Below are 22,362 nucleotides of genomic sequence, written 5' to 3' on the forward strand. Positions count from 1 at the left end.
GGCGAGGCCCGCGACCACCGCGGCGGCGATCAGCGGACCGGCCGCCCCGCCGGTCGCCACGGTGATCGCGGCCGCGGCGATCGCACCGATGATCGCGATGCCCGTGGTCGCGATGTCGGCGTACGAATCGATCACCGCCTGGTAGTTCTGCGCGGCGCCCAGTGCGTTGTCGGTGCCGGAGACGAACTTGTCCTTCTGCTTGCCCGTGTAGTTGCCGTTCTTGTCGAACAGGCCACCGCCCTTGAGCAGGCCCTCGCGGGTGAAGTCCTCCTTCTTCACGCCGGCGGCCTCGTAGAGGTTCGACAGCGTCGTCTCCATCGACTTCTCGCCGCTGCTGCCCGAGGCGAGCAGCTTGCCGAGCGCGCCGGTCTCGCGCTTCTGCTGCTCGATCGCGAACACCGCCGCCTCGAGCTTCTCCTTGTCGTTGACGGGCACGCCGAGCATGGCGCGCTCCATGCGCAGCCGGTCGTCGCCCGACAGCTCCGAGAAGAACGGGCCCTTGCCGTGCAGGCCCATCTCGCCGTCCAGGTCCTTGCCGGTGTCGGCCTTGAACTGGTCGCGCATCGCGTCGATCTCGACACGCGTCATGCGCTCGGTGAAGCGCCACATCAGGTCTTCGTTGGTGCCCGCGTGCGAGTACATCGCATGCTGCATGGCCAGCGAATTGGTCTTGGCCGAAGGACGGTCGTCCTTCATCAGGCCCTTGACCAGGTCGGCGCCGATCGTGTCCTCGCCAAAGCGCTCGGTGAACTTGGTGCCCAGCTTCTCGCGCGCCGCGGCGACGCGCGGGTCCTCCAGCGGCTTGGCCGCGTCGGGCTTGAAGTCCTTGGGTGGCGCTTCGGCGCCGGCGTATTTCTGGCCGGCCAGCAGCAGGACCTGGGCCTTCTTCTGGCGCGCTGCAGCCCGGCGCTTCTCGTTCTCGGCCTTCTCCTCGGGGCCGGCCTGCGGGTTGTCGGGCGTGAAGCGGTCGTCGAACACCGCGGTGTCGACGTTGATCGCCTTCGGCGCATCGTCCTTGCGCTCGATCTCCACGCCCAGGCGCGCGGACTGCGCCTCGACGCTCTTGTTCCCGTGCAGCAGGATGGCGGCGGCCAGGTCCTTGTTGGCGCCGGTCATGCTCATGGTCACCGGCTGGGGCGGCATGTCGCCGCCACCGCCCACGTAGACCGTGATGTCGCGCGTCACATAGGCGGCCGCGCGTTCCTCGTCGCTCATCGCGGCCACGCCGTTCGGGCCGGCGGCGTGCGCGACGTCGGTGTCCGACACCATCTTGCCGAGCGCCTTGGCGACGCCGGCGCGGTGCTTGTCCTCTTCCTGCTCGCGCCGCTCGGGGGTCCACTCCTCGAGCTCGGCGCGCTCGTCCATGTCGCGCTTGTTCCAGTCGCCCTCGCGCATCGCCGTGTACTTTGCCTCTGCGGCGTGCACCGCATCGGCATCTCCGTCACGGCGCGCCTCGTCGACCGCGTCCTTCATGCGAAGCGCGTCCGCCGTCTGGGTGTCGCCCTTCATCAGCGCGTCGAACACCTTCTGGTCGGTGCCGTCCAGGGCGTCGCGCACCTTGGCCGCCAGCGCCGGATCGGAGGCGGCCAGCTCGGCGGCCTCGGTGGGCGAGAGGTTGCGCAGCGTGCTCTCGATGCGCGCCTCGTCGTCGTTGAAGACGCCCAGCGAGGCCTTCGCCTCCAGCTTGGCGCCACCCACCGCGTCGCCTGCCAGGTACTTGATCGCGGATTGGTAGTCGTCGCTTTTCTCGCCCAGGTAGAAGGCGAGCTCGTCGGTCAGCGTGGAACCGACCACGGTGACCGCGGCGGGATAGTCCTTGAGGTTCAACGCATTGCCCTGGGCCTTGGTCAGGCCGTGCAGGCCGCCGGTCACCGCTTCCTCCTTCACGGAGCCGGCGAAGGCGCCCGTGAACGCGGCATTCACGTCCTGGCCGTGCTTGGTCAGCTTGCTGGCGACCTTGGCGCCGATGGCGATGAGGGCGGGCTCGAACACCACGTCGACCTTGGCGGCCTCCTGCAGCTGCTCGACTTCCTTGTCGGCCTGCGCATTGAGGCCCTTGGGACCGCTGTCGCCGCCGCTGCCCTTGTCACCGCCTTTCTCCTTGTTGCAGCTCGTGCAGTCCGGGCCGCCGCCTTCGGTGTCCGTGCCGGGAGGCGGAGGAGGCGGCGGTGGCGGCTGGATGCCGGTGAACATGGCCAGGAGCGAGGCATGCGCCTGCCCCTGGCTTTTCTCGATCGATGCCTTGAGCAGGTCGGCCGGCTTGCCCATGCAGCTCTGGGCCGCAGCGGTGACGCTGTCGCGCAACTGGATCGCCGACTTCACGAAGGCCTGCACCCGCTCGCTCTGCTGCTGCTCGCCGTGGGTGGCGGCCTGGCCCATGGCCTGCAAGGTCGTGTCGAGTTCCTTGGCGCGGTTCGTCGCCAGTTCGTCCTTCTGCTGTGCCTGCTCGGATTCCAGGCGATCGCGGTTGCCGGCATGGCGTTCGCGCACCGACGCCCCAGTGGATGCGAGCCCCTTGCGCAAGGAAGCGGGCGCAGTCTGCGACAGCCGGCGCACGGCGGCGGCCCCGCCGCTCATGCCGGTGGCGCGCAGGTTCTGGCCGAAGCCCTGCACACTGCGCCAGTAGCCGGGCAGGGCGCCGCGGGTGGCGGACTCGACCGAACCGACGGCGCCCTTGGCGCCGCGCAAGGCGCCGTTCAGCACGGCACGTGCCTGTGTCGTGAGCCGGGTGCGCGCGGCCTTCTGCTGTGAACGCAGCTGGTGCAGCGTGGCGGCGCGCATCTGCCGCAGGTTCAGCTGCGCGGCGGCGAACTGACCGGCGAGCCCCTTCTTCGCGCGCTTGAGGGCGCCGCCCACCGACTTGCGGCCGGCGTCGAAGGTCTTCTTGCGGTTGCTGTCCAGGCTGCCGCGGTAGGTGCAGCTGGCATTGCACAGCGTCGTCGTGTTGGTGGTGTTCCAGGCCTTGACGACTTCGGTGTTGTGCTTGGTCAGCTCATCGACCTTCTTTTTCACCAGGCCGGGCACGCGCGGGAGGATGCGCTCGTTCTTCGCACCTTGCAGGGCGCCCACGCCCTCGACCTTGAAGGTCTCGGCGCGCTTGTCGCCCCACTCGGTGATCGCCTTCGTCGTGGTCTCGAACTGCTTGGCCGCGCGCCCCGTCACGGTGGTGAACTGCGTGGTGTGCGCAGTCTCGATGGCGCTCACCTGGGCACTGATCATGGCCGAGGCGGCACCATCGTTGGCATTGATCGCGCCCCAGGCGCTGTTGGCGGCGCGCTGCAGGCTGTTCGCCGCATCGATGTAGCTGGCCTGCAGCGTGAACTGCGCTTCGGTGGCACGCGCGTCGGCCTCTTCGCACGCGCGGTTGGCCTCGGCGTCGAGCTGCGAGACGCCGGCATCGTGCTGCTGGGTGATGGTCTCGGCGGTGAGCCCGTAGTGGTGGCTCATCCAGGCCGTCAGCTGGCTGGCTTCGGAGGCCAGCGTCTCCTGTTCGCGGCGTGCCTCGCGGTGCAGGTCGGCATAGGCGCTGCGCGCGGCCTCGCGCGCCGCGTCCACGGCCTGCGGGTCGCTCTCCGGCGCGGCCGGATGCGCGGCGGGACCGGCCGGACGCTTGCCTTCCTCCTTGTCCTTCTTCTTCTGCTCGGCCGGCTTGGTGGCACTGCCTTCGCGGCGCGGCAGGATGCCGGCCGGCAGTTCCGCGTCGGCCTCCCACTCGGGCACCAGGGCCTCGGGGTCGAAGCTGAGCGGCACGTCCAGCGACGTTCCCTCGGTGGGCGGCTCGGGATCGGTTTCGACCTCACCGACCGGCTGCGCCTCCACGTCATCGGGCAGTCCGCCAGCCCGGCCGCCGCCGGCAGCAGCCTTCTTCTTGTCGCCCTTGCCCTTGTCCTGGCCTTCCTCGTCCTTGCCGCTCGCCTTGTCTTCACCTTCCTCGCCGCCTTTCCTGGCATCCTTCTTCTTGTCGTCCTTTCTCTTGTCGTCCTTTTTCTCGTCCTTCTTTTCCTTGTCGTCCTTCTTGTCCCCTGGCTTGCCTTGCGGTGACGGTGCAGGCGCGGGAGGTGGCGGGCGAGTGGGAGAGGGCGCAGGGACGGGTGCAGCGGGCGTGGCGGGCCGCGGGGCCGGGACGGGCGTCAGCTCGGCGATCATCTCCTTCGCGGAGACCGTCCCGGCCTGCGGAGAGGGTGCACCGGGCTGCTCTTCCACGGCCGGCGTGGGACGCAGCGGCCGGCCGCCAAGTCCGGGCGAGAACGGCTGCAGCAACGAGCCGTCGAGCCGGTTGTCCAAGCGTGCATCAAGGCGCGCGTCGAGTCTCGCGTCCAACCGTGCATCCAGCCTGGCATCGAGCAACTCGTTGCGCGGCTTCAGGTAACGGGGCAAGGGCGCCGCGGCGGCTTGTTCCGGGTCGGCATCCTGGTCGGCAGTGCTCTCGCTGTCCTCGTCGGGCGAGGTGCCATCGCGCTTGCGCGGCGGTGCCCCCAGCGCAGCGGGCGCTGGCGCGCGGCGCGACGCCAACCTGCTCATCGCCTCATCCGGCCGGTGTGCCCGGCAGCCCCAGCAGCCCCGCCGGCATGGCCTTGCCGAGCTTTCCGTATTCGTCGGCCAGCGCCAGCGCCACCGAACGCGCATCGACGCGACCACCGCCGCTGATCGCACGGGCCGCCAGCACCACGTTGCGGATGTGTCCGCCGGCGAGTTCGCAAGCCGCCGCCAGCCGGTTCAGCACGGCCGGTGCGAGCTCATGCGCCTCGCCCAGGTGAGCCAGCCACAGGGCACGGCGTTCTTCGGGACCCGGTGCGGGAAACTCGACGATCGCGTCCAGCCGCCGCGTGAAGGCACTGTCGAAGCGGCTGCGGCTGTTGCTCGTGAGCAGCACGATGCCGTCGCAGGACTCGATCCGCTGCAGCAGGTAGTTCGTCTGCTGGTTGGCATGCCGGTCGTTGGCATCCTTCAGTTCGGTGCGCTTGCCGAAGAGCGCATCGGCTTCGTCGAACAGCAGGATGGCTTCGGCGTGCTCGGCGCGCGCAAAGAGTTCGGCGAGGTTCTTCTCGGTCTCGCCGATCCACTTGCTGGTCACTGCGGCGATGTCGACGCGGAACAGCGGCAGCGACAGGCGCGTCGCCAGCCAGCCGGCGCTCAATGTCTTGCCGGTTCCCGAAGGGCCCACCATCAGGACGCGCACGCCGGGGCGGTAGCGCGTGCGGCTGGCGGCGCCGAGGCCGTCGGCCAGGCCGTCGCGCAGGCGGCAGCGCTGCAGCACGCGCTCGAGCTCGTCGCGCAGCGAGGCCGGCAGCACGAGGGCATCGTCGGGCACGTCTTCGGGCAGGGCTTCGGCCAGGCTGCCGAGTTCGCTGCGGGCCTGGCGCAGTGCCTGGTGCAGGTGCGAGGGTTGCAGGCGGTCCTCGCCGGTGCGCAGCCGATCCTGTTCGGCCGCGTCGCACAGCTGCGCGATGCGGGTGGCGCTGTGGCGATGCTGCGCCGCCAGCCGGGCCGACAGGGTCTCGTCGACCCGTCCTGCGCGCCACAGCGCGCCGCGTTCCCCGGCCTGCGGCAGCGGCACGCGCCAGGCCGGCGGCGTGTCGCCGTCGCAGGTCCATGCGCCGTCGAGGCCGGTGGCCACCAGCGAGGGCCCGCGGTACCCAGGCAGCACGGGCACGCGCTGGCGTTCGCCCGGCGCGGTCTCGCTGCAGAACACCGGTAGGGCGTCGTGCAAGGCCAGCCATGCAGCGAGGCCGGGCAGGGTGTCGGTGCCGTCGATGAAGGCCGTGCGCCTCCCGAGCGCACGCGCCACCGCCGCTGCCGCATCGCGGGCTTCGCGCGGGTGGCCGGCGCGCACGACCAGCACGCCTTGCGCCGGCAGGCTGCGTGCGCACTGGGTGGCCTGCTGCTGCAGGCTCGCGGGCAGCACACCGGCCGCATCCTCCAGCGTCACGCCGGGCCACTGTCCACGTGCGCCGCAGGCTGCGAGAACAATGGGCGACGGGACGCGCAAGGGCGCGTCCGCGAGCGTCCGGTTGCCCCCATCCAGCTGCAGGAGCCCGCTGCGCACCGCCACACCGTCCACCAGCTGCGCCAGCGCCTGCGTCGTGCCGCCGTTCGCATCGCGATGCAGCGCCGCGACCAGCCCGACACTCGGATGCATCTCGCGCAGCGGCGCCTGCAGCCAGGCGAGGGCGCGCGAGACCATCGGGTCGGTGTCGGCGGCGAGCGCGAGGGCCACGGCATGGCGTTCCACCGGCAGCAGGGCCAGGGCATTCGACAGCCGCTGGACCGCGCGATCCAGCGCAGAAGGCCCGGCTGCGGTCTCGCGGTCCCGCAAGCTCACCAGCCAATGGGCTTCCGGCGCAGCCATCGCGTCGACCTCGTCCGGCGCGAGCTGTGCCAACGCCTGTTCGGCCAGCGTCAGGCCAGCGATCGGTGGCAACAGGCGTTCCGGTGCGTTCATGGCCGGGCCTGCCCCTCGAAATGAAAACCGACGACGCGGCCGTACCAGGGCAGCCAGCCGGGATCGATGTCCAGGCCGAGGCGGCGCACGCGCAGGTCGACGTCGTCGAGCGTGAAGTGCAGGTCGGCATGCGTCGCGCTCACGCCGAGGCGCGCGGGACGCAGCACCAGGCGGCGCAAGCCGAGGCGGCCGGCACGCCAGAGCCAGCGGCGGGCCAGCCTGAGCCAGTGCAGCGCGCGCGCTCCGCTTTCAAGATCGGGTGCGGGCCGCGCGAGCTGCCAGCCCGGGTCGTCGTCGTCCACCGGCAATCGCTGCAAGGCGAGATGCAGCACGTGTTGCGCGAGGTCCGCAGGCAGCGGGTCCTGGCCGGCGAATCCCAGCCGCGCCAGCACCGGCAGCAGGAACAGCAGGCCGCCGCAGGCGGTGGGCTCGAGATAGGGCGACTGCTCGAGCAGGACGTGATGCAGGCTCGTGGCGAGCGGTGGAAAGTCCGTCGGCCTGGCCACCACAGGGGAAGCCTCCGGCGATTTCCGCGGACCCTCGGTGGCCTGCCGCAGCTCGGCCTTCGGGGACGTCGGTGATGCGCCTGCGCGTTCCTGCGCCCGTGCCGTGTCGACCGAGGCCGTCGCCTCGAGGGCTTCTGGCCCGCCACCCGGCACCGTAGCGCGTGTCGCGCCGACCGACTCGCTTCGTGAACGGTGTGATCGCAGCGGGGCGAGCTCGGCATCGAATCCACCGGAGGCCTGCAGCACGCTGCGCAGCCAGCGCGGCAGAGACAGCAGCGGATCCGCAGGCGCATCCGGCACCTGAACGCCATGCGGTCCGGACTCGGAGGGCCTGTCTTGCGGGGCCGGACGTTCGTCGAGATCCTCGAGGACGGGCAGCGCGGCCTGCTGCAGCAAGCCCGTGCCTTCGCGCTCGTTCATCGCCGCGGCCAGCGTCGCCGCACCGCCGGCACGCACCATGGCGGCGACCCAGGCCGGCACCGCGATGCGTGCCTGCGGCCAGGCGGCCAGCGTCCGAAGCACGCGGCGCGCCTGCAGCACGAAAGGCAGCCCCGGTTCGAATTCCGGCACCGCCAGCGGCCAGTACCACGCCTCGCAGGACGCACCGCGCAACAACCTCAGCCCCAGGCGCACGCGCGCGTCCAGCGGACTCGCGAAACACACCACCTCGGCCTGCGGCGGTGGAACAGCCGCGGGATCGTTCTCGGCCCAGGCCGTGCCGGCCTGCGCCACCTGACGCTCGATCAGCATCGACAAGGCCTGCGGGCTGATGTCGGGCGCGATGCACCCGAGCGCCAGCCGGCGCACGAGCAGCACGCGCGCGTCGTCGCCGGGCAGGCTGGCGCAGCGCAGCGCATCCTCGAGCCGCGGCAGCATGCGCGTCACCGACGCCTCGTCGGCGGCGCGCAGTTGCAGCCGGTGGACCCTGCGTTCACTCATGGCGTGCGGAACAGCGTGCGGCCGGCCGTCTGCGCCTTCAGGCTGACCATGGCACTGCTGTCGAAATGCACGCGCACGTCGTCGCCGAGGTCGACCCGCGCGCTCGAGGTGTGGATCACCCGTGCCGAGATCTCCGCGCCCAGGTCCTCGACCAGCGCGCGCGCGACCAGCGCATCGTTGCGGTACAGCAGGGCCTGCATGCCCACGCGCAGCGGCGCCGCGTCCAGCACCGACAGCGGGATGCTGACACCCGGGCTGATGCCCGTGACCGGCCGCGCCATGCGGCCGCTGACGATGCGATCGACCGGCGCGTGGCTGGCCAGCAGCAGGCACATGCGCACGATGTCGTTGACCAGCGCCACCGCTTGCGGCACGTTGTCGACGATCTGCGCGAACAGCCAGTCGACGTACGCCTGCATCTGGCGCCGGTCGATGTAGCCGATGCTCGCCCAACCCGTCAGCGTCGCCAGGTTGCGCAGGTTGGGCGCGTCGTCGAACTCGGACAGCAGCTCCGCCCATTGCAGCCGCAGCACGGCCGGCACGCCGGAGAACTCGGCATGCAGGCAGCTGACGATGCTGCGCATGTTCTGCAGCTCGACGGCCGCGGCGCGCGCGACGTCCGGCCGGCCATGCCCGCCCTCGGCCAGGTCGCCGAAGCTGACCACCGCCTCGGCCTGCACGCGCAGGCTCTGCCAGGTGGTGGTGGACAGCGCCGCGAGGTTGAAGCCCTGCATGGCGGTCAGGCGCGGCGCCAGCGCCTCGACCTGGCGCGTGGCGACACGTGCGATGCCCTTGGCCAGCACCGTGGCGCTGGCCGCCGGCTGCACGGGCCTGGGCACCGCAATGCCCGTGACGGCACGCAGCTGCGCGCTCTGCATCAGCTTGACCATGGGCTCCAGCCGGTCGAGCTGCTGCAGGATCTTCGGGGCGCGCACGAACCAGTTGCTGGGCGCCTCGCGCAGCACCTGCAGCATGTCCATCAGTTCATCGGGCGTGTCCGGATGCTCGCGCAGGCAGGCCGGGACGGGCGCCTCCAGCAGGCCTGGATCCACCGAGTGGGTCGGCGTGGCGAGCACCGTGTCGGTCTCGCGCGGGCGGATGTAGGCGACGAACTTCACCTCCTCGCTCAGCACCTTGGCGCGCCGCGCGTTGACGGCGGCGATGCGTTCCTGTTCCTCGGTCATCAGGGCGCGCGCCACGCTGACGTCATGGCGCGCCTCGGCCAGTTCGTCGGCCACTTCGGACAGGCGCGCCTGGCTCGCGTCGTTCTCGGACTGCAGCTGGTCGAGCGCGGTCTGGGCGCGCGTCAGGGCGTCGCGGTAGACGACCAGGCGCGCTTCGAGCTGGCGCAGGATGGAGATGGTGAGGTCCGACAGCGACACGGTCTGCGTGAACATCGTGGCCTCGTCGACCGAATTCGGATTGACGGGCGGCGGTGCCTGCCTCAGCAACTCCAGCAGCGACGGCGTGGTGCGGAACTCCATCAGCAGGCGCCTGCCGGGCGTGTTGCTGCCGAGCACGAACGGATCGTTGGTCAGTCCCGGGATGCTGAATCCATCCAGCAGTGCCGGCATCTCGCCGCTGTCCTCCTTCATGAACTGGTCCAGCAGCGCGAGCAGCGACTTGACGGTGTTATAGCGGTTCAGCAGCGCATAGTCGCGCGCCTCGGGCGAGGGCGGGCTGCGCAGCCGGTCGGCGATGGCGGTGGTGCGCACCTCGGAAGCACCGATGATGGGCGTCGAGTAGACGACGGGCAGCGGTGCGCGGGGCTGCAGCAGCACGCGGCCGGAGGTCGAGACCCTGGGACTGACCACCCTGGCCAGCGAGACGGCGCCCACCTCTGCGGCACCGGTCGAGATCGCCAATTGCGCGGCCGGCACCAGGCTGTTGATCGCCAGGCTGCTGGCGGCCGCCAACGCGGTCGGCACCGACGGCGACGGCGCCGCCGCGGCCGTCAGTCCGCGCACGGGCGAGGTCTTGACGGTCGTGAGGTAGTCGCGGATCTGGTTCTGCACCACCAGCGCGCTGTCGGACTTGGCGATGCTCGCGAGCATTGGCGACACCGCGAGCCGCGACGCATCGGTCGTGCTCATGGTCAGCTGGCGCATCCGGTAGATGTCGACCTGCATGTGCGCGAAACCGAAGTCGGTGATGTCGTCGGCGCGGTCGATGCGCGCGCGCAGGTAGTCGGCGAAGCCGGAGACGCCGCGCAACAGCAACTGGGATTGCTCGTGGCCCGACAGCTTCTTGATCAGCGGGTCGCTCACCAGCTCGGTGTAGATGCGCACGGTGCCGATGCGCGAGGAAGGCGTCGGCGTCAGCACACCGAGGTTGTTCTGCGGCACCAGCGTGCCGTTCAGCAGCGTCGAGTAGGGCGGCGTGGTGGATCCGCCGCCCGAAGCAATGCTGACCGGCCACAGGCGCTGCGGCGTGGTGGACGCCACCGTGGGATAGCGGGACATCTCGCTGAAGGAAACGGTTCCGCCGAAGGCCAGGAAGCGCACGCGCACCAGCTGCTGCGTGGCGATCTCCGCGATCCGCAGCGCCATCAGGTTCAACTGCACCCAGGTGCCGGACTGTGGCAGCGGGCCCGCACGCTCGGCCGTCAGTACCGACTGGAAGGCGGAGGATGCGGCCGCGAGCTGCTCCAGGTGGTTCTCGCCCCAGAACACGGTGCGCGTCTCTTCGGGCGCCGTCGTGCTGCGCCGGGTGACCACCAGGGCCAGCAGCGCACGCGGCGGCGCCAGCTCGTCGAGGTAGATCCAGTTGGTCAGGCGGTCGCTGCCGTCCGTGCTGATCGTCACGTTGGCGAAATTCCCGATGGTGTGGCCGCGCYAGCCAGCCGCCGTCGGGTAGGTGAGGTTGAAGCCGCTGACGGGCACGGCCCGCGTCTGCGACGTCGATTCGCCGAAGATGTCGCCGTCCGTGCTGCCCACCAGTTGCGGCAGGCTGGGCACCACGCCGTCGTGCGGCTCGAACGGCGCCCAAAGGTCGTTGGGCGCCAGCAGGTCCCACACCTCGTCGCCCTGCACGCGCGCGCCAGTCGGCAGGAAGTTGCAGAACCATTTCGTCCACTGCTGATCGCCCATGCGGGCACCGGTGAGTCCGTAGGCGGCGCGGCCGCCGAACAGCGTGAAGGCCATGCCGTCGAGCTGCGCACCGTTCAGGCCGACGCTGCTGGCCGGCACCTTCAACATCACCCACTGTCCGGATGGCGGCAGGTCGCCCATGCGCATGCGCGAGGCCGTGTTGGCGGTGCCCCACTTGATCTGGTCCGCGCCCCAGTAGGCACGGTGTTCCCAGTTCCCGCCCGAATGCCACTGGAACATCACTTCGGTGGGCGGGTTGTCGGGATCGAGGCAGACCCAGACGAACAGCGACCAGCCCGACGGCACCAGGAAGGTCGGGTTGGCGCCATCGAAGAAGTGCTGGTGCTGCCCCTCGGCCAGGGTGCTGCGATGGCCCCCGCCCGGCGGCGGCTCCCCCCATGGCGACAGGCTCTCGGTCTCGAGGGCCAGCGGATCGTCTCGGATCAGCGGCACGGCCGGCGAGCTGCCGTTCAGCGCGTGCTGCAGCATGGCGGCGCGGTTGCGCAGGCCCTGGCGCAGGCCGAGGGTGCGTGCGCGGCGCAGCAGGTTTTCGTCGAGCGTCTGCTTGAACAGCGGGTCGATCACCTCGGTGCGCAACAGCCGCGGTTCCCACGATTGCAGCGGCACCGGGACCAGCATGCGCACGCTCTCGCTCGCCGAGGGATTGAGCGGCGCCAGCGAAGCACTGCCGCGCACCGCGAGGTCGAGCTGTTCGACGGGAACGGGCACCGCATCGATGTCGAAACCCGGCGGGAAGAAGCCGCTGCGCCGCGTCGATGCCTCGAAGGTGTTCTTCGGCAGCAGGCCCACCGGCGGCAGGCGCGTGGTGAAGGCGTCGGCCAGCTGGTTGGCCGCAGGCGAAGGTTCGCCGGTCGCGGCGATCTGCTCTGCCAGCTGTTCGATCTGCGCCTGCCACAACGAAGGCAGGCGGCTGTTGCAGGCGAGTGCGCCGCTGAAGGTCGGCCCCGGCGAGTACATGCGCGAGTCGCGCGCACGGCCACCCTCGCGCACCACGCTGGCCCGGTCGAGCCACAGCGGACGGTGCTGGTTGTCGAGGTTCACCATCGCGATCGGTACGCCCCAGTCTTCCCAGGGCAGGGTGCCGTCGACGGCCAGCTGGCGCTCGGCCTCGAACACCGTCCAGGCCAGCGCGTTGCGCCACTGCGCCGGCGGCACGCCCGGCAAGGGCCGCCATTCGCCGGGCCACACGAACCAGAGCAGGCGCACGGCATCGGCACTGCGCCAGTCGATGAAGCTGTCGGCGTTGTTGACCGTGCCTTCGTCGCAGGCGTTGTGCTCGCAAGGGTCCATCGGGTCGAGCGGCGCGGTTTCCACGCGCACCGGCTGCATCACCAGCACGCCGACCGGCGGCAGCGTGGCCAGCGAGACGGTGCTCAACGCACCCAGGGGAACACCGACCTCGCGCGGCAGCAGCGTCGGTGGCTGCCCCGGCGTGCCGTTCCCGACGCCGCCGCCGTTGGCGAAGAAGGCCGCGGGCGCGACCACGGGCACGTCGGCGAGCGAACATTGCAGCGTGCGCGTCAGCACCACGTCTTCGCCGCTGGTGGCCAGGCCGCGGCCGGGCGAGACCTGCAGCGAGGTCGCGAGGAATTGCTGGCGCACCGCAGATGGCTCGGCCGGATCCACCGCGACCTGCTGCACCGACAGCTCGAGCCCATCGACGATGCCGGCGACCCAGTCCTGGCCGCGCTTGGCGAGGTGGCCTGCGGCCCATTCCTGAGATTGCTGGAGCGCACCCTGCGTCAGCGCGCGGCCCGGGAAGATGTTCGGCCGGCGCAGCCACGCGGCGGCCGCTTCGGTGGCGTTGGCCGGCGACAGGGCGATCACGCGTTCGCCGGACACCGGGTCGCGCACAGGGGTCATGTTCACGGCGGTTCTCCTGGAATGTCAGGCACTCGGTTCAGCGGCTCGGCTTCCCGGTGGTCTTCCTGGCGGCCACTTTCTTGGCGGCCACTTTCCCGGCCGGGGCCTTCTTCGTGGCCGCCTTCTTCGCGGGAAGGGCAGATTCGCGGCGCGGGACGGGTCCTGGCGACGGACCGGGCCGTGGACTCGGCGGCGTCGGCGAAGGCCGCGGCACCGGTGCGGGGACGGGAACCGGCGCGGGCACCGGGGCCGGAGCAGGCTTTGGCACGGGAGCGGGTGCAGGTCTCGGGACAGGCGCCGGCTCCGGCGCAGGGACCGGTACCGGCGGCGTGCCGCCTTCGGCCTCGCCCTTGCTGCCCGGCGTGCGGGTCAGCCGGGCCGTCAGCTGCGACAACTGCGCGCCCGACGCGCTCAGCGCATTGCTGTCGAGCTTGCGCCAGGCGTCGCTGCCGGCCAGCGTCGAGAGGGCCATCTTGGTGACGCCACCTTCGGCGTTCTTCTCCAGCCGGAGCAAGCCTTCGCCGAGCGCGCCGCCGTTGATCTCCGCACTCACGCTGAGCACCTTCGCGTGGTCCAGGCCCGCGTCCGCACCGCTGCCGGTCTGCGCCGACAAGGCACCGAGCGTGGCTGCCGTGAGCGCGGGCGAGGCCGCGACGCGTGGCGAGGCGAGCAGCGAGAACACCGAGGCCGCCGCCTTGCTGCTGGACTTCTGCAGCAGGCCGTCCAGCGAAGGCGCCAGGCCCAGCGTCATGATGCGTTCGCGAACCACGCCCTCGACGGCCACCTCGTTGATCCCGGCCATCGCGATCGGCGCGCCGACGAGGTCGTCGCGGTAGGCGAGGTTGCGCCGGCGCACGAACCACAGCGTCGGCAGCTGCGCCAGTCGTGCCCACTCGGCATCGGCGGGGTTGGACGGATCGACCGTGGGCACGGGCAGCGGCAGTCGCAGCCGCTGCAGGATCTCCAGCGGCTTGCGTTGCGCGACCTGGTTGGGCGCGGAGGGCTTCAACACGCGGTTGCGCGTCTGCAGCTTGGCGAGCACGCTGCGGAAGTCGCTGCGCGGCACCGGCGCCAGCACGAGCACGGCGGTGAGGTCGAGCGCCGCCTCGCTGGCGAGGAAATCGATCGGCGGCAAGGCCAGCGACTCCTCGACCAGCGCCGGCAGTTCGTCGTCGGGAATGATCGAGAAGTCGACGTCGACCTCGGCCGGGAAATAGCGTTGCGTGAAGTCGCGCACGTCGATCGTCCCCGGGGGCAGCGGACCTGCCGGCGGCAGTGCCGGGAACTGCGAGGCCGCCGGGAAGCTGCGCTTGTTCATCAGTGCCACCACGTCCGCGAGGTGCATCTGGTACTGCATCAGGTGCGCCAGCCGCAGGGCGCGCGGCGCGAAGCCCAGGCCGGGCAGGTCGCCACGCGAGGCGCCGAGTTCGCGACGCACCATCGCCTCGTCGATCCACACCAGGCTGTTCGACTGCAGGGCGAGCATGGCCAGCGGCAGCACGTTGACCGACAGCGTGTCGCGCTGCTGCAGCGTGAAGATGGTGCGCGCCGCACGGCCGCGGCGCGCCAGAAGGTCGTCGGCCGCACCGTCGTCCTGGTAGGGGATCAGCACGATGGCGGCGGCCTCCAGCACGTCACCGTCCTCCACCGTGCGCGCACCGGTCAGCGAGGTGGGGTAGGCGCCGATCGGGTTGCCGGTGAACTCCACCGGGCGCAGCGCGAGGATATACAGCCCGGTGCGGCTGCGCAGCGGGGGCGCGGGCACGCGCGACAGGCCGAAGCTCACCGACAGCTGCTCGGCCTGCGGGATGTCGGCCAGGTTCAGGTTGACCTCGGCAGGCAGCAGCACCAGTTCGCCGGCCGGCGTGATGCCCTGTCCGGCGCTGATCTTCAGCGACTGCTGCGTGCTGCCCGGGTCCACGTAGAGGCCACCGGCCACACCGCTGCCGGCGGCGCGACCGAGGTCGGCCTCGCGTGTCAGGAAGTACTGCTGGTCGCGAATCAGGTCGCGCGCAGCGAGGAAGCGGCCGTCGAAGTAGCGTGGCCGTTCGCGCCGCGGGTCCTGCACCAGCACGCCGCGCGAGCGGAGCTCGGACGCCTCGGCCTGTGCGACGAGCTTGCGCGCCGAGCCTTGAGTGAAGTTGATCGCCATGACAGTAGCTCCATCGATGCGGGTCAGGCCCCGGCCCATTGCGCAAACAGCGCGGCCGGCGGCAGAAAGCGGCGTCCGAAGTTGTCGACCAGCGGGGCGGTCGCGCTGCGCACCGGCGGGGAGCCGGCCGCCACCGTCACCGGGATCAGCACGCGCGCCAGGAAGACCGCGCTCGGGTCGACGCCGGTCGGTTGTTCGGCCGAACGCCCGAAGTCGCCGTTTCCGCCGACGTGGCCGGTGCCGCCGTAGGCCGAGAGCACGGCGTCCTGCAACGCGTTGCGGCGGTCGGTCGCGCTGCCGGCGGGGTTGCCCAGCACCGCGGCAGCCGGCGGAAGCGGCAGGCCGCTGTAGCTGTCGTCGAGCGCGGCGCGCGGCACCAGTTGAAGTTCGTATGCATCGCGCAGCCGCGAAGTCGACACCGCATTCAACGCATCGAAGGGACCGGTGGCGAAGCTCGACGACAGCCCCACCGGGCATGCACCGAAGCGCAGGTAGACATCGGCCACCACGCCGTTGGCGGGCAGCGTCGGCGCCGGCGTGCCGAAACGCGGCGAGATGAAGCGGGCCAGGTTGCCGTACGCGGCGCCGGTGAGCTGGGCGCCGCCCTGGGCGGCGCGCATCGCGGTGAACCAGACGTCGAGCCGGATGCAGGCCGGCCGCAGCAGCTCGACCAGGCGTCCCAGGCGATCGACCGCGAGTCCGGGCTGCACGCGGATCTCCTCCACCTGCCCGGTGGCCGGCGGCACGTACTCGACGCGCAGCCCGGCGAGCGTGCCGCCGCCGGCGAGGAATGCCAGGGCGCGCGCCAGCCGGCCGCGGTGATAGGTCTGCTCGTCGGTGAAGTCCTGCGCATCCAGCAGCAGGCCGGTGGCGAAGGCAGGGCGTTCGGCGCGAGGCTGCTTGAACAGCGGATCGGCGTCTTCGGTGAGGAGGCTCATGGTGGATGACCTTGAAGAAGCGGAGGGATGTCAGGGGGCGGGCAGCGCGGTGCCCGCCAGCCGCGAGTCCAGCACCGGCTGGCCGATGACGAGGTCGCCGTTGCCGAGGGCGGAGCGCTGCACGCGCGCCGGTTGCGGCAGCCGCGGCGGGCCGAGGAAGGTGTCGACGCCGACCAGGCTGGACACGCCGACCAGCAGCGGCCAGCTCGCGACGGCCACGCGCACCTCGACGTGCGCCGGCGATTCGAGCTGCGCGATGCGGCGGATCAGCGCCAGGTCCTGTGCCTCGACCTCCCGGTGCACCAGCACGGTCGCGCGGTTGGCCAGGCGCTCGTAGAAGCCGAGGACCGCCGCATCCTCGGCGTTGTTGCCGACCGAGGCGTCGAACAGCGCCAGCAGTTCCACGCGCTCCTGGTCGCCGACGAACAAGGTGTCGCCGACGACGGAGTTCCCGTTCTGGCTGAGGCCGGGCAACAGCGGGTCGTTCTCGTCGGACAGGTCGACACCGAGCAGGGTCGCGAGGATGCGGCGCAGGCGGAAGTCCTCGACCACGACGATTGCGCCCGAGCGCACCGAGCCGCCGGTGGCCACGTCGAGCGCGAGGCGCAATCCGTTGCGCGTGCCGTGCCATCGCGCGAGGTCGGGCGCAGCGCGCAGCCAGGCGCGCCGCGCCGAGGCGGGCAGCGCACCGTCGAACGCCACGCCGATCCAGCTGCCGAGCCATTCGAGCTGCTCCTCTCTCGTGGCATCGGGATCACTGAGCAGGTGGGCCGCGGCGACGCGGTCCTCGAGCTGCGTCAGCACGCCTTCGAAGTTGGCGACCAGCCGCGCATTGAAGTCCGACGGCGTGGCCTGAGGCTGGTAGACCGCGACCGCGTCGGCCTCCAGCGCCAGCCGCCAGGCGGCGCCACCGTCGCGCAGCAGCCAGGCCTGGCCGCTGCGTTCGACGGTCAACCTGGCTGCGTCGCCGAGCGGTACCGCCAGCTGGGCGAGCCGCGTGCGCAAGGCGCCGCCGGGCGTGCCGCCGGCATCGAGGGCCGCAACGAAGGTGCTTTCGATCTGGCCCGTGCGCATGCCGGGCACACGGGCCGCATCGCCGAACAGGCTCTCGCGGTAGAGGCGCGGCAGGTAGCGGTCCACGTACGAGAGCCGGCTGCCCCAGGCACGCAGTGCCGCGATGGCGGGACCGCTGCGGCCGTCGCCGTGCAGGACGATGCGCACCCACAGGTAGCGGCCGACCAGCGAGCGCACCCGTTGGCGGCTGTCCTGGATCAGCACGGAGAACAGGCCGCGCAGGCCCGGCTCGGGCTCGCCGCCGAGCAGGCCCGGGTGGTGCGGCAGTTCGCTGGGCACGCGCTCCCAGGCGGCGCGCGGGGCGTGTGTCGACTGCATCGATTCATCGAGGGTCACGATGTCGCGGCCGAAACCATGCGGCTGCCAGGCCACGCGGTCGTCGGGCTGCGGCGGCTGCATGTCGTTGGTCGCCGCCAGCCACACGACGAAGCCGCAGTGGTCGGGGATGGCGGCCTCGGCCACCAGCCGGTGCCACACGGTGCGCGGGTCGCGGCTGTCGATTGCATGCGCGACCAGTCCATCGGGCGAGTCGGCATGGTTGGCCGCCTCGCCGCGCCGTGCGAGCTGGTTGAGCGACAAGGCGCGCAGCGGTTCGGTCCCGCCACCGGCGATCGGGTAGTGGGGAAGCTCGCCCGGCCCGTTGGCGAATGACGCCTCGATCGCATCGTCGGCCAGCGGGTACACGTCGCCGAGCGCCGCCATCAGGCCGTCCGTCGCCGTCGCCGCCAGGTCGAAGGCCGGTGCGTCGCTGCGCCCCGGCACGCGCAGCGCGATGCGCCCGGGCGACAGGCTGGCCAGCGAATAGGCGAAGTTGGCGCCGCTCGCGATCGAGGGTGCGCCGAGCACCCGGCCATCCACCGCCCAGCGGCGGATGCAGGCCGTGCCGTCATCGCCCTGCCAGCTCAGCAGCAGCGGCGTGCCTTCGCCGTCGCAGGCCAGCGCGAGCACCCGCTCGGTGGCAGGCCAGGCCGGCGCACCGGCCAGTTCGAGGCGTGGTGCGCAGCCGTTCTCGGGGCTCGGGCGGAAGACGCGGGCGTCGTAGTCGTCCGGTTGCAGCGAAGGACTGCGCAGCGGCCGGCCGCGCAGCCGCGCGAGGCGGCCGGTGTTGCGCTCCAGCGCCCACACCGCGCCGTCCGGCGCGGCGGCCAGGCGCCAGGGAACAAAGCCCGCGAGCGAGACCGTCGTGTCGGGCCAGCGCGCGCGCAGGTCGTGCATCACGATGCCGCCGCCGTGGGCGATGCACAGCACGCCTTCCGTCGACGTGCACAGGTCGGTCGGGTCGCCGGCGGGCAGCGTCAGCAACTGAAGGTCGCCGGGCAGCACGCTGTGCACGCGCACCGCGCCGTTCTCCCAGCGGGCCACGCAGCCGAGCGAGTCGATCGCGCGCGGCACGCGGTCCAGCGCGGTCTCCGCGGCCGCCTGCGCCTGGGCGGCCGGCAGCGCGGGCTTGAGCGTGCGTTCGGACGCCAGGTGCAGCAGCTTGCAGCCGCGGTCCCAGGTCGCGTGCTGCAGCGACGGGAAATGCGTGGCATCCGCGAGCAACCAGAAGCGCAGGCCGTTGCTGTCCATCAGCACAGCTCCGGCACTGCCGGCACGGCGATGGCGCTCGCGTCGGCGAAGGGATTCGGCAGGGCGCGCAGGTCGGTCGGCGCGTTGGGGCCGTCGACCGCGATCACCGACAGCAGTTCGGGCAGTTGCCAGGGCTGCAGGTCCAGGATCTGCGCACCGTCGGCGGCGATCGACGGCAGGCGCTGCCAGTCGTTGCCGTTGCGGCGGAAGAGGTTGAGGCCGCGCAGTTCATCGACGCCACCGACGCGTGACACCTCAACCTCGAGTTCGCGGCTGCGCACCGCCCGGCCGAGCTGCCAGCCCGTGCGGCCGATTCCGCCCGGCGCGAGCGGCCACAGCAGCCGGCGCAGCGCCTCGCGCACGTCGAGCAGCACCTTGTCGCGTGCATACCCGTCGCGCAGCGTCACCGCCACCGAGAGTCCGAGCGGGACGTAGTCGCAGCCGATCACGTACAGCTCGGTGGCCAGCGGCGTGCGTGCCGACAGGTGGGCGTGCAGGCGCTCGATGAAAGGCCGGTCGGGGCGCGGGTTGGGGGCCGGCCCGAGCGGCACCGAGGGAAGGGCCAGCACGCTGACCACACCGGGCACGCCGAAGCGGCGTTCGCGTGGCTTGAACCTGGGCATCACCTCGACACGACCCACGTCGACCGCCGGGGCGTCCATCGCGAGGCGCCGATAGTCCTCCTCGGTGACGGCACGGTCGCCGTGGCGCAGGCGTGCGGGGATTCGGCGCTCGGCCACCTGCAAGGTTTCGGCGTCCTCGCCACCGCTCAGCGGCAAGGGCTGCTGCACCTTGATCGGCGGCGCGTTCTGGCCGTCGATGCGCAGGGCCTGCAGTTCGGTCAGCGATCCGGCGGGCAGGTTGCCCGCGCGTCCACCACCGAAGCGGCCGAAGGCCAGGCGCACGCGCATCTGCGCTTCGGGCGCGCGGCCGCGCACGCCGTCGCCGAAGCGCAGCGTGCCTGCCTCGGCGTCCAGCTGGAAGGCGGCAGCCTCGCGCGCCACGTTCGGATCGGTGGAGATGGCCGCAAGGTCATCGACGCGTGTCCAGTCCTGGTAGCCGCGGCCGGGCTCCTCGACCTGGATGCGCAGCGTGTCCGCGTCCACCGAGCCCTGCGGCAACTGGAACACCTGGTCGCCACCGCCGCTGGAACTGCCGAGCACGCGGCCGGCCATGCTGGCGCGCTGGTCGATCTCGACCGCGTTGATGCCGACCCAGGCCAGCGGCAGGTGCTGCACCGGTTCGCCGGGCTTCGGGCGCAGGCGGATCCATGCGAGCAGGCGGGCCGCGCGGTCGGGGTCGTCCAGGCGCGGCGGCGCATCGCCGACACCGGCGCGTGCATTGATGCCGACGTCGTTCGATGGCGCCCAGATCTGGCTCTCGTCGGGCAAGCGCAGGCGCAGCGTGCCCGCACGGGCCAAGCCCTTGCTGGTGTCGTCGCCTTCGATGCCCAGGGTCAGGTAGTCGGTCTCGAAGTCGTTGCGGCCGCGCGTGGTGATCTCCCACAACACCGGCACCGGGACCGGCTTGCTGCTGCTGTCGTCCAGCGTGGGCATGGACAACGCGGGCACGATGCCCATCGAGAGCAGTTCGGGCAGGCCGGTGTCCTGCCCGCCCAGGGCCGACTTCACCGCGTCGTTGGTGGCCGGCTGGTTGGCCGCCGTGTCGGCGCGCGGGGCCAGCAAGGCGATCCACAAGGCGCGGTCGGCGCTCGTGCCGAACACGTCGACCCCGGCCGGCTGTGCGCGGCCGCCGGCGAACACCGGCGTGGTCTCATAGGCCTTGACCGCACCGCTGATGCGGTGGATCTGCGCCAGGCCCTGCAGCATGTCGCTGCGCCGGGCAGTCTCGCTGCTGGACAGCGGGCGCTTGATGTAGGCCTCGGCGCTGATGGGCAGCACGGTGATCTCCGACAGCGTCTCGAAGGGCATCGCCGCCTTCAGGCGCCCCTGCGGCGCAAGCCGCTGCGCGTTGCGCTCGGCGTCCTGCGCGAACGACAGCGACACGATGCCGCGCGCCGGACGCGCTGGCTGCAGGCCCATGCCGAGCAGCTTCAGGAACACCAGGCGCTGGCGTTCCGGAACCAGGTTGGCGCGGTACAGCAGCGCGTCGCCGAGCCAGGCGAAGAGCTCGATCAGCGTGCGGCCGGGATCGCCCAGGCGCGGATGGGTCCACTCCGGCGTGTGGGCGGGGATGCGGGCGACCAGGTCGTCGACGAGGTCGTCGAAGCGGCGATCGTCGAGTGAGGGGGGCAGGATGGGCATGTCAGTGATCCATCGTCGAAGCAGCCAAGGTTCAGGTTTCCAGGTCGACCGTGACGTTCATCGCCGAGGCCGCGCCGGTCCGCGCAAGGCGATAGGCGATCTCCACGCGCACCTGGCCAGGCTGGTCCTCGACCTCCCACACCTCGACGCCGTCGAGCAGGATGCGGGGCTCCCAGCGCTGCAGCGAGTTCTCCACCAGGTCGCGCATCTCGCGGCGCGTGGCCACGCTGTTCGGCGAATGCAGCATGCGGTCCAGGCCGCCGCCGAACTCGGCGCGCATCAGCTGCTCGCCGGGACGCGTGCTCAGGATGATGCGGATGGCATCTCGCACGCTGGTGGCGAGCTCGGGCCACGCCAGCGCACCGTGTGCGTCGGGCAGGGGAAGCAGGGGCCATCCGATCAGCGGCTGCATCGCATCGCTCCTACTTGGGCGGGATCTTGGGGAAGGGCAGGCAGATCTTCATGAAGAAGAGCCAGCCGAACACCAGGTTGAACAGCGTCAGGAAGATGTTCAGGACCAGGAAGGCGCAGATCGTGATGATCGGGATGTTGAAGCCGCAGATCCACGTCAGCCCGAGGCCTTGCGTCGACCCCTTGCCGTCGAGGATGTCCGAGGTGGAGCCGTTCAGCAGGTTCTGCATCGAGGGCGGCACCACGAAGGCGACGTTGGGCTTCAGGCTCTTCAGCAGGTTCTTGTCGCTCGGATCCGGCAAGGGAATCTGCACCGGCGGCGCGCCGGCCCCCTCGTACCAGGGCGCGATGGTGAAGGGCTCGCTGGCCTCGCTCCAGACGATGCGGCCGGGACACGGTCCTTCGGCCTTCAGCCGCACGAAGCTGCGCAGCACGTAGCGCGCGCCCGCGTCGTCGAAGCGCCCCTGCTTGCCCTTCATCGTCGCGAAGCGCGCCGTCATCGCCGCATGCAGCGCGCTGCGCAGGCGCGCTGCCTGGTCGGATGGCAAGGCCGGCCAGGTCGATGGCATCTCGGCCCCGCCCGGCACGCTCTCGCCCTGCAGGATGATGGTGTTGGCACGGGCGAGGAAGTCGTCCGCCTGCACGTAGCGTTGCGGCTGGTTGTCGCRGCGCACCAGCGGCAGCGCGATGCCGTGCAGCACCTGCTTCAGCTGCGTGACTTCGCTGCCGCCGTCGAACAGGTTGAACTGGCTGCCCAGCTGGTGCAGCATCAGCACGAAGCGAACCAGCGTGCCATCGGCACCCTGAGCCTGGCTTTGCGCGAACCAGTCCTTGCTCAGCGCCTGGCCGGCGAATGGCAGCGCCATCGCATCGCCGCCCAGGGCCAGCACCAGCTGGGCCCGAAACGCCTGCGACTGCGGGCCGAAGTCCACGCCGGGCGCCGACTCGAACACCGCGTCGACCTCGGACAGCTCGCTGCTGACGGTCGGCACGATGCCGTAGAAGAGCGTCTTGCCCGCATCGCTGCAGACGTCGGGCGGCGCCACGTACATCGCCGTCACGTCCTCGTCGAGCAGGCTGTCGTCGCTGCGCAG

The 22,362-nt window shown here is 71.4% G+C and carries 9 protein-coding genes and 1 pseudogene; all 10 read right to left on the bottom strand.

Going from position 1 to position 22,362, the window contains the following annotated elements; genetic code table 11:
- On the bottom strand, nucleotides 1–4,521 hold a 4,521-nt coding region (locus AC1D12_RS04135), incomplete at its 3' end, for a hypothetical protein (RefSeq protein ID WP_477839000.1).
- Between the two features lie 4 nt (nucleotides 4,522–4,525).
- Complete coding sequence (locus tag AC1D12_RS04140) at nucleotides 4,526–6,442, bottom strand: ATP-binding protein (protein ID WP_477826293.1); 1,917 nt, start codon at nucleotides 6,440–6,442, stop codon at nucleotides 4,526–4,528.
- On the bottom strand, nucleotides 6,439–7,887 hold the full coding sequence (locus tag AC1D12_RS04145) for a hypothetical protein (protein WP_477839002.1): 1,449 nt from the start codon (nucleotides 7,885–7,887) through the stop codon (nucleotides 6,439–6,441). The genes AC1D12_RS04140 and AC1D12_RS04145 overlap by 4 nt, the downstream gene beginning before the upstream one ends.
- The gene (locus AC1D12_RS04150; protein ID WP_477839006.1) at nucleotides 7,884–12,860 is read right to left on the bottom strand and encodes a hypothetical protein; all 4,977 of its coding nucleotides are present in this window, start codon (nucleotides 12,858–12,860) and stop codon (nucleotides 7,884–7,886) included. The genes AC1D12_RS04145 and AC1D12_RS04150 overlap by 4 nt, the downstream gene beginning before the upstream one ends.
- A 37-nt stretch (nucleotides 12,861–12,897) precedes the next feature.
- Nucleotides 12,898–15,012 (bottom strand): hypothetical protein, encoded by a 2,115-nt coding sequence (locus AC1D12_RS04155; RefSeq protein ID WP_477839004.1) that lies wholly within the window; start codon nucleotides 15,010–15,012, stop codon nucleotides 12,898–12,900.
- A gap of 23 nt (nucleotides 15,013–15,035) precedes the next feature.
- Nucleotides 15,036–15,950: a hypothetical protein gene (locus AC1D12_RS04160; RefSeq protein ID WP_465113533.1), complete on the bottom strand. Its 915-nt coding sequence runs from the start codon at nucleotides 15,948–15,950 to the stop codon at nucleotides 15,036–15,038.
- 30 nt (nucleotides 15,951–15,980) lie between these two features.
- Nucleotides 15,981–18,593, bottom strand: coding sequence for a phage tail protein (locus tag AC1D12_RS04165; protein WP_465113534.1), 2,613 nt, complete (start codon nucleotides 18,591–18,593; stop codon nucleotides 15,981–15,983).
- On the bottom strand, nucleotides 18,593–20,857 hold the full coding sequence (locus AC1D12_RS04170; RefSeq protein ID WP_477827537.1) for a putative baseplate assembly protein: 2,265 nt from the start codon (nucleotides 20,855–20,857) through the stop codon (nucleotides 18,593–18,595). The genes AC1D12_RS04165 and AC1D12_RS04170 overlap by 1 nt, the downstream gene beginning before the upstream one ends.
- A 31-nt stretch (nucleotides 20,858–20,888) precedes the next feature.
- A complete protein-coding gene (locus AC1D12_RS04175; RefSeq protein ID WP_047512721.1) occupies nucleotides 20,889–21,269 on the bottom strand; it encodes a GPW/gp25 family protein in 381 nt (126 codons plus the stop codon).
- Nucleotides 21,270–21,279: 10 nt separating this feature from the next.
- Nucleotides 21,280–22,362 (bottom strand): annotated as a pseudogene (locus AC1D12_RS04180) (hypothetical protein); the annotation flags it as partial.

Source organism: Rhizobacter sp. P1_G5, from assembly GCF_056405435.1.

Excerpts from the sequence above, each read along its gene's own strand:
- AC1D12_RS04140 (WP_477826293.1), bottom strand. The coding sequence starts at position 6,442 with ATGAACGCACCGGAACGCCTGTTGCCACCGATCGCTGGCCTGACGCTG.
- AC1D12_RS04160 (WP_465113533.1), bottom strand. The coding sequence starts at position 15,950 with ATGAGCCTCCTCACCGAAGACGCCGATCCGCTGTTCAAGCAGCCTCGC.
- AC1D12_RS04145 (WP_477839002.1), bottom strand. The coding sequence starts at position 7,887 with ATGAGTGAACGCAGGGTCCACCGGCTGCAACTGCGCGCCGCCGACGAG.
- AC1D12_RS04155 (WP_477839004.1), bottom strand. The coding sequence starts at position 15,012 with ATGGCGATCAACTTCACTCAAGGCTCGGCGCGCAAGCTCGTCGCACAG.
- AC1D12_RS04165 (WP_465113534.1), bottom strand. The coding sequence starts at position 18,593 with ATGGACAGCAACGGCCTGCGCTTCTGGTTGCTCGCGGATGCCACGCAT.
- AC1D12_RS04170 (WP_477827537.1), bottom strand. The coding sequence starts at position 20,857 with ATGCCCATCCTGCCCCCCTCACTCGACGATCGCCGCTTCGACGACCTC.
- AC1D12_RS04175 (WP_047512721.1), bottom strand. The coding sequence starts at position 21,269 with ATGCAGCCGCTGATCGGATGGCCCCTGCTTCCCCTGCCCGACGCACAC.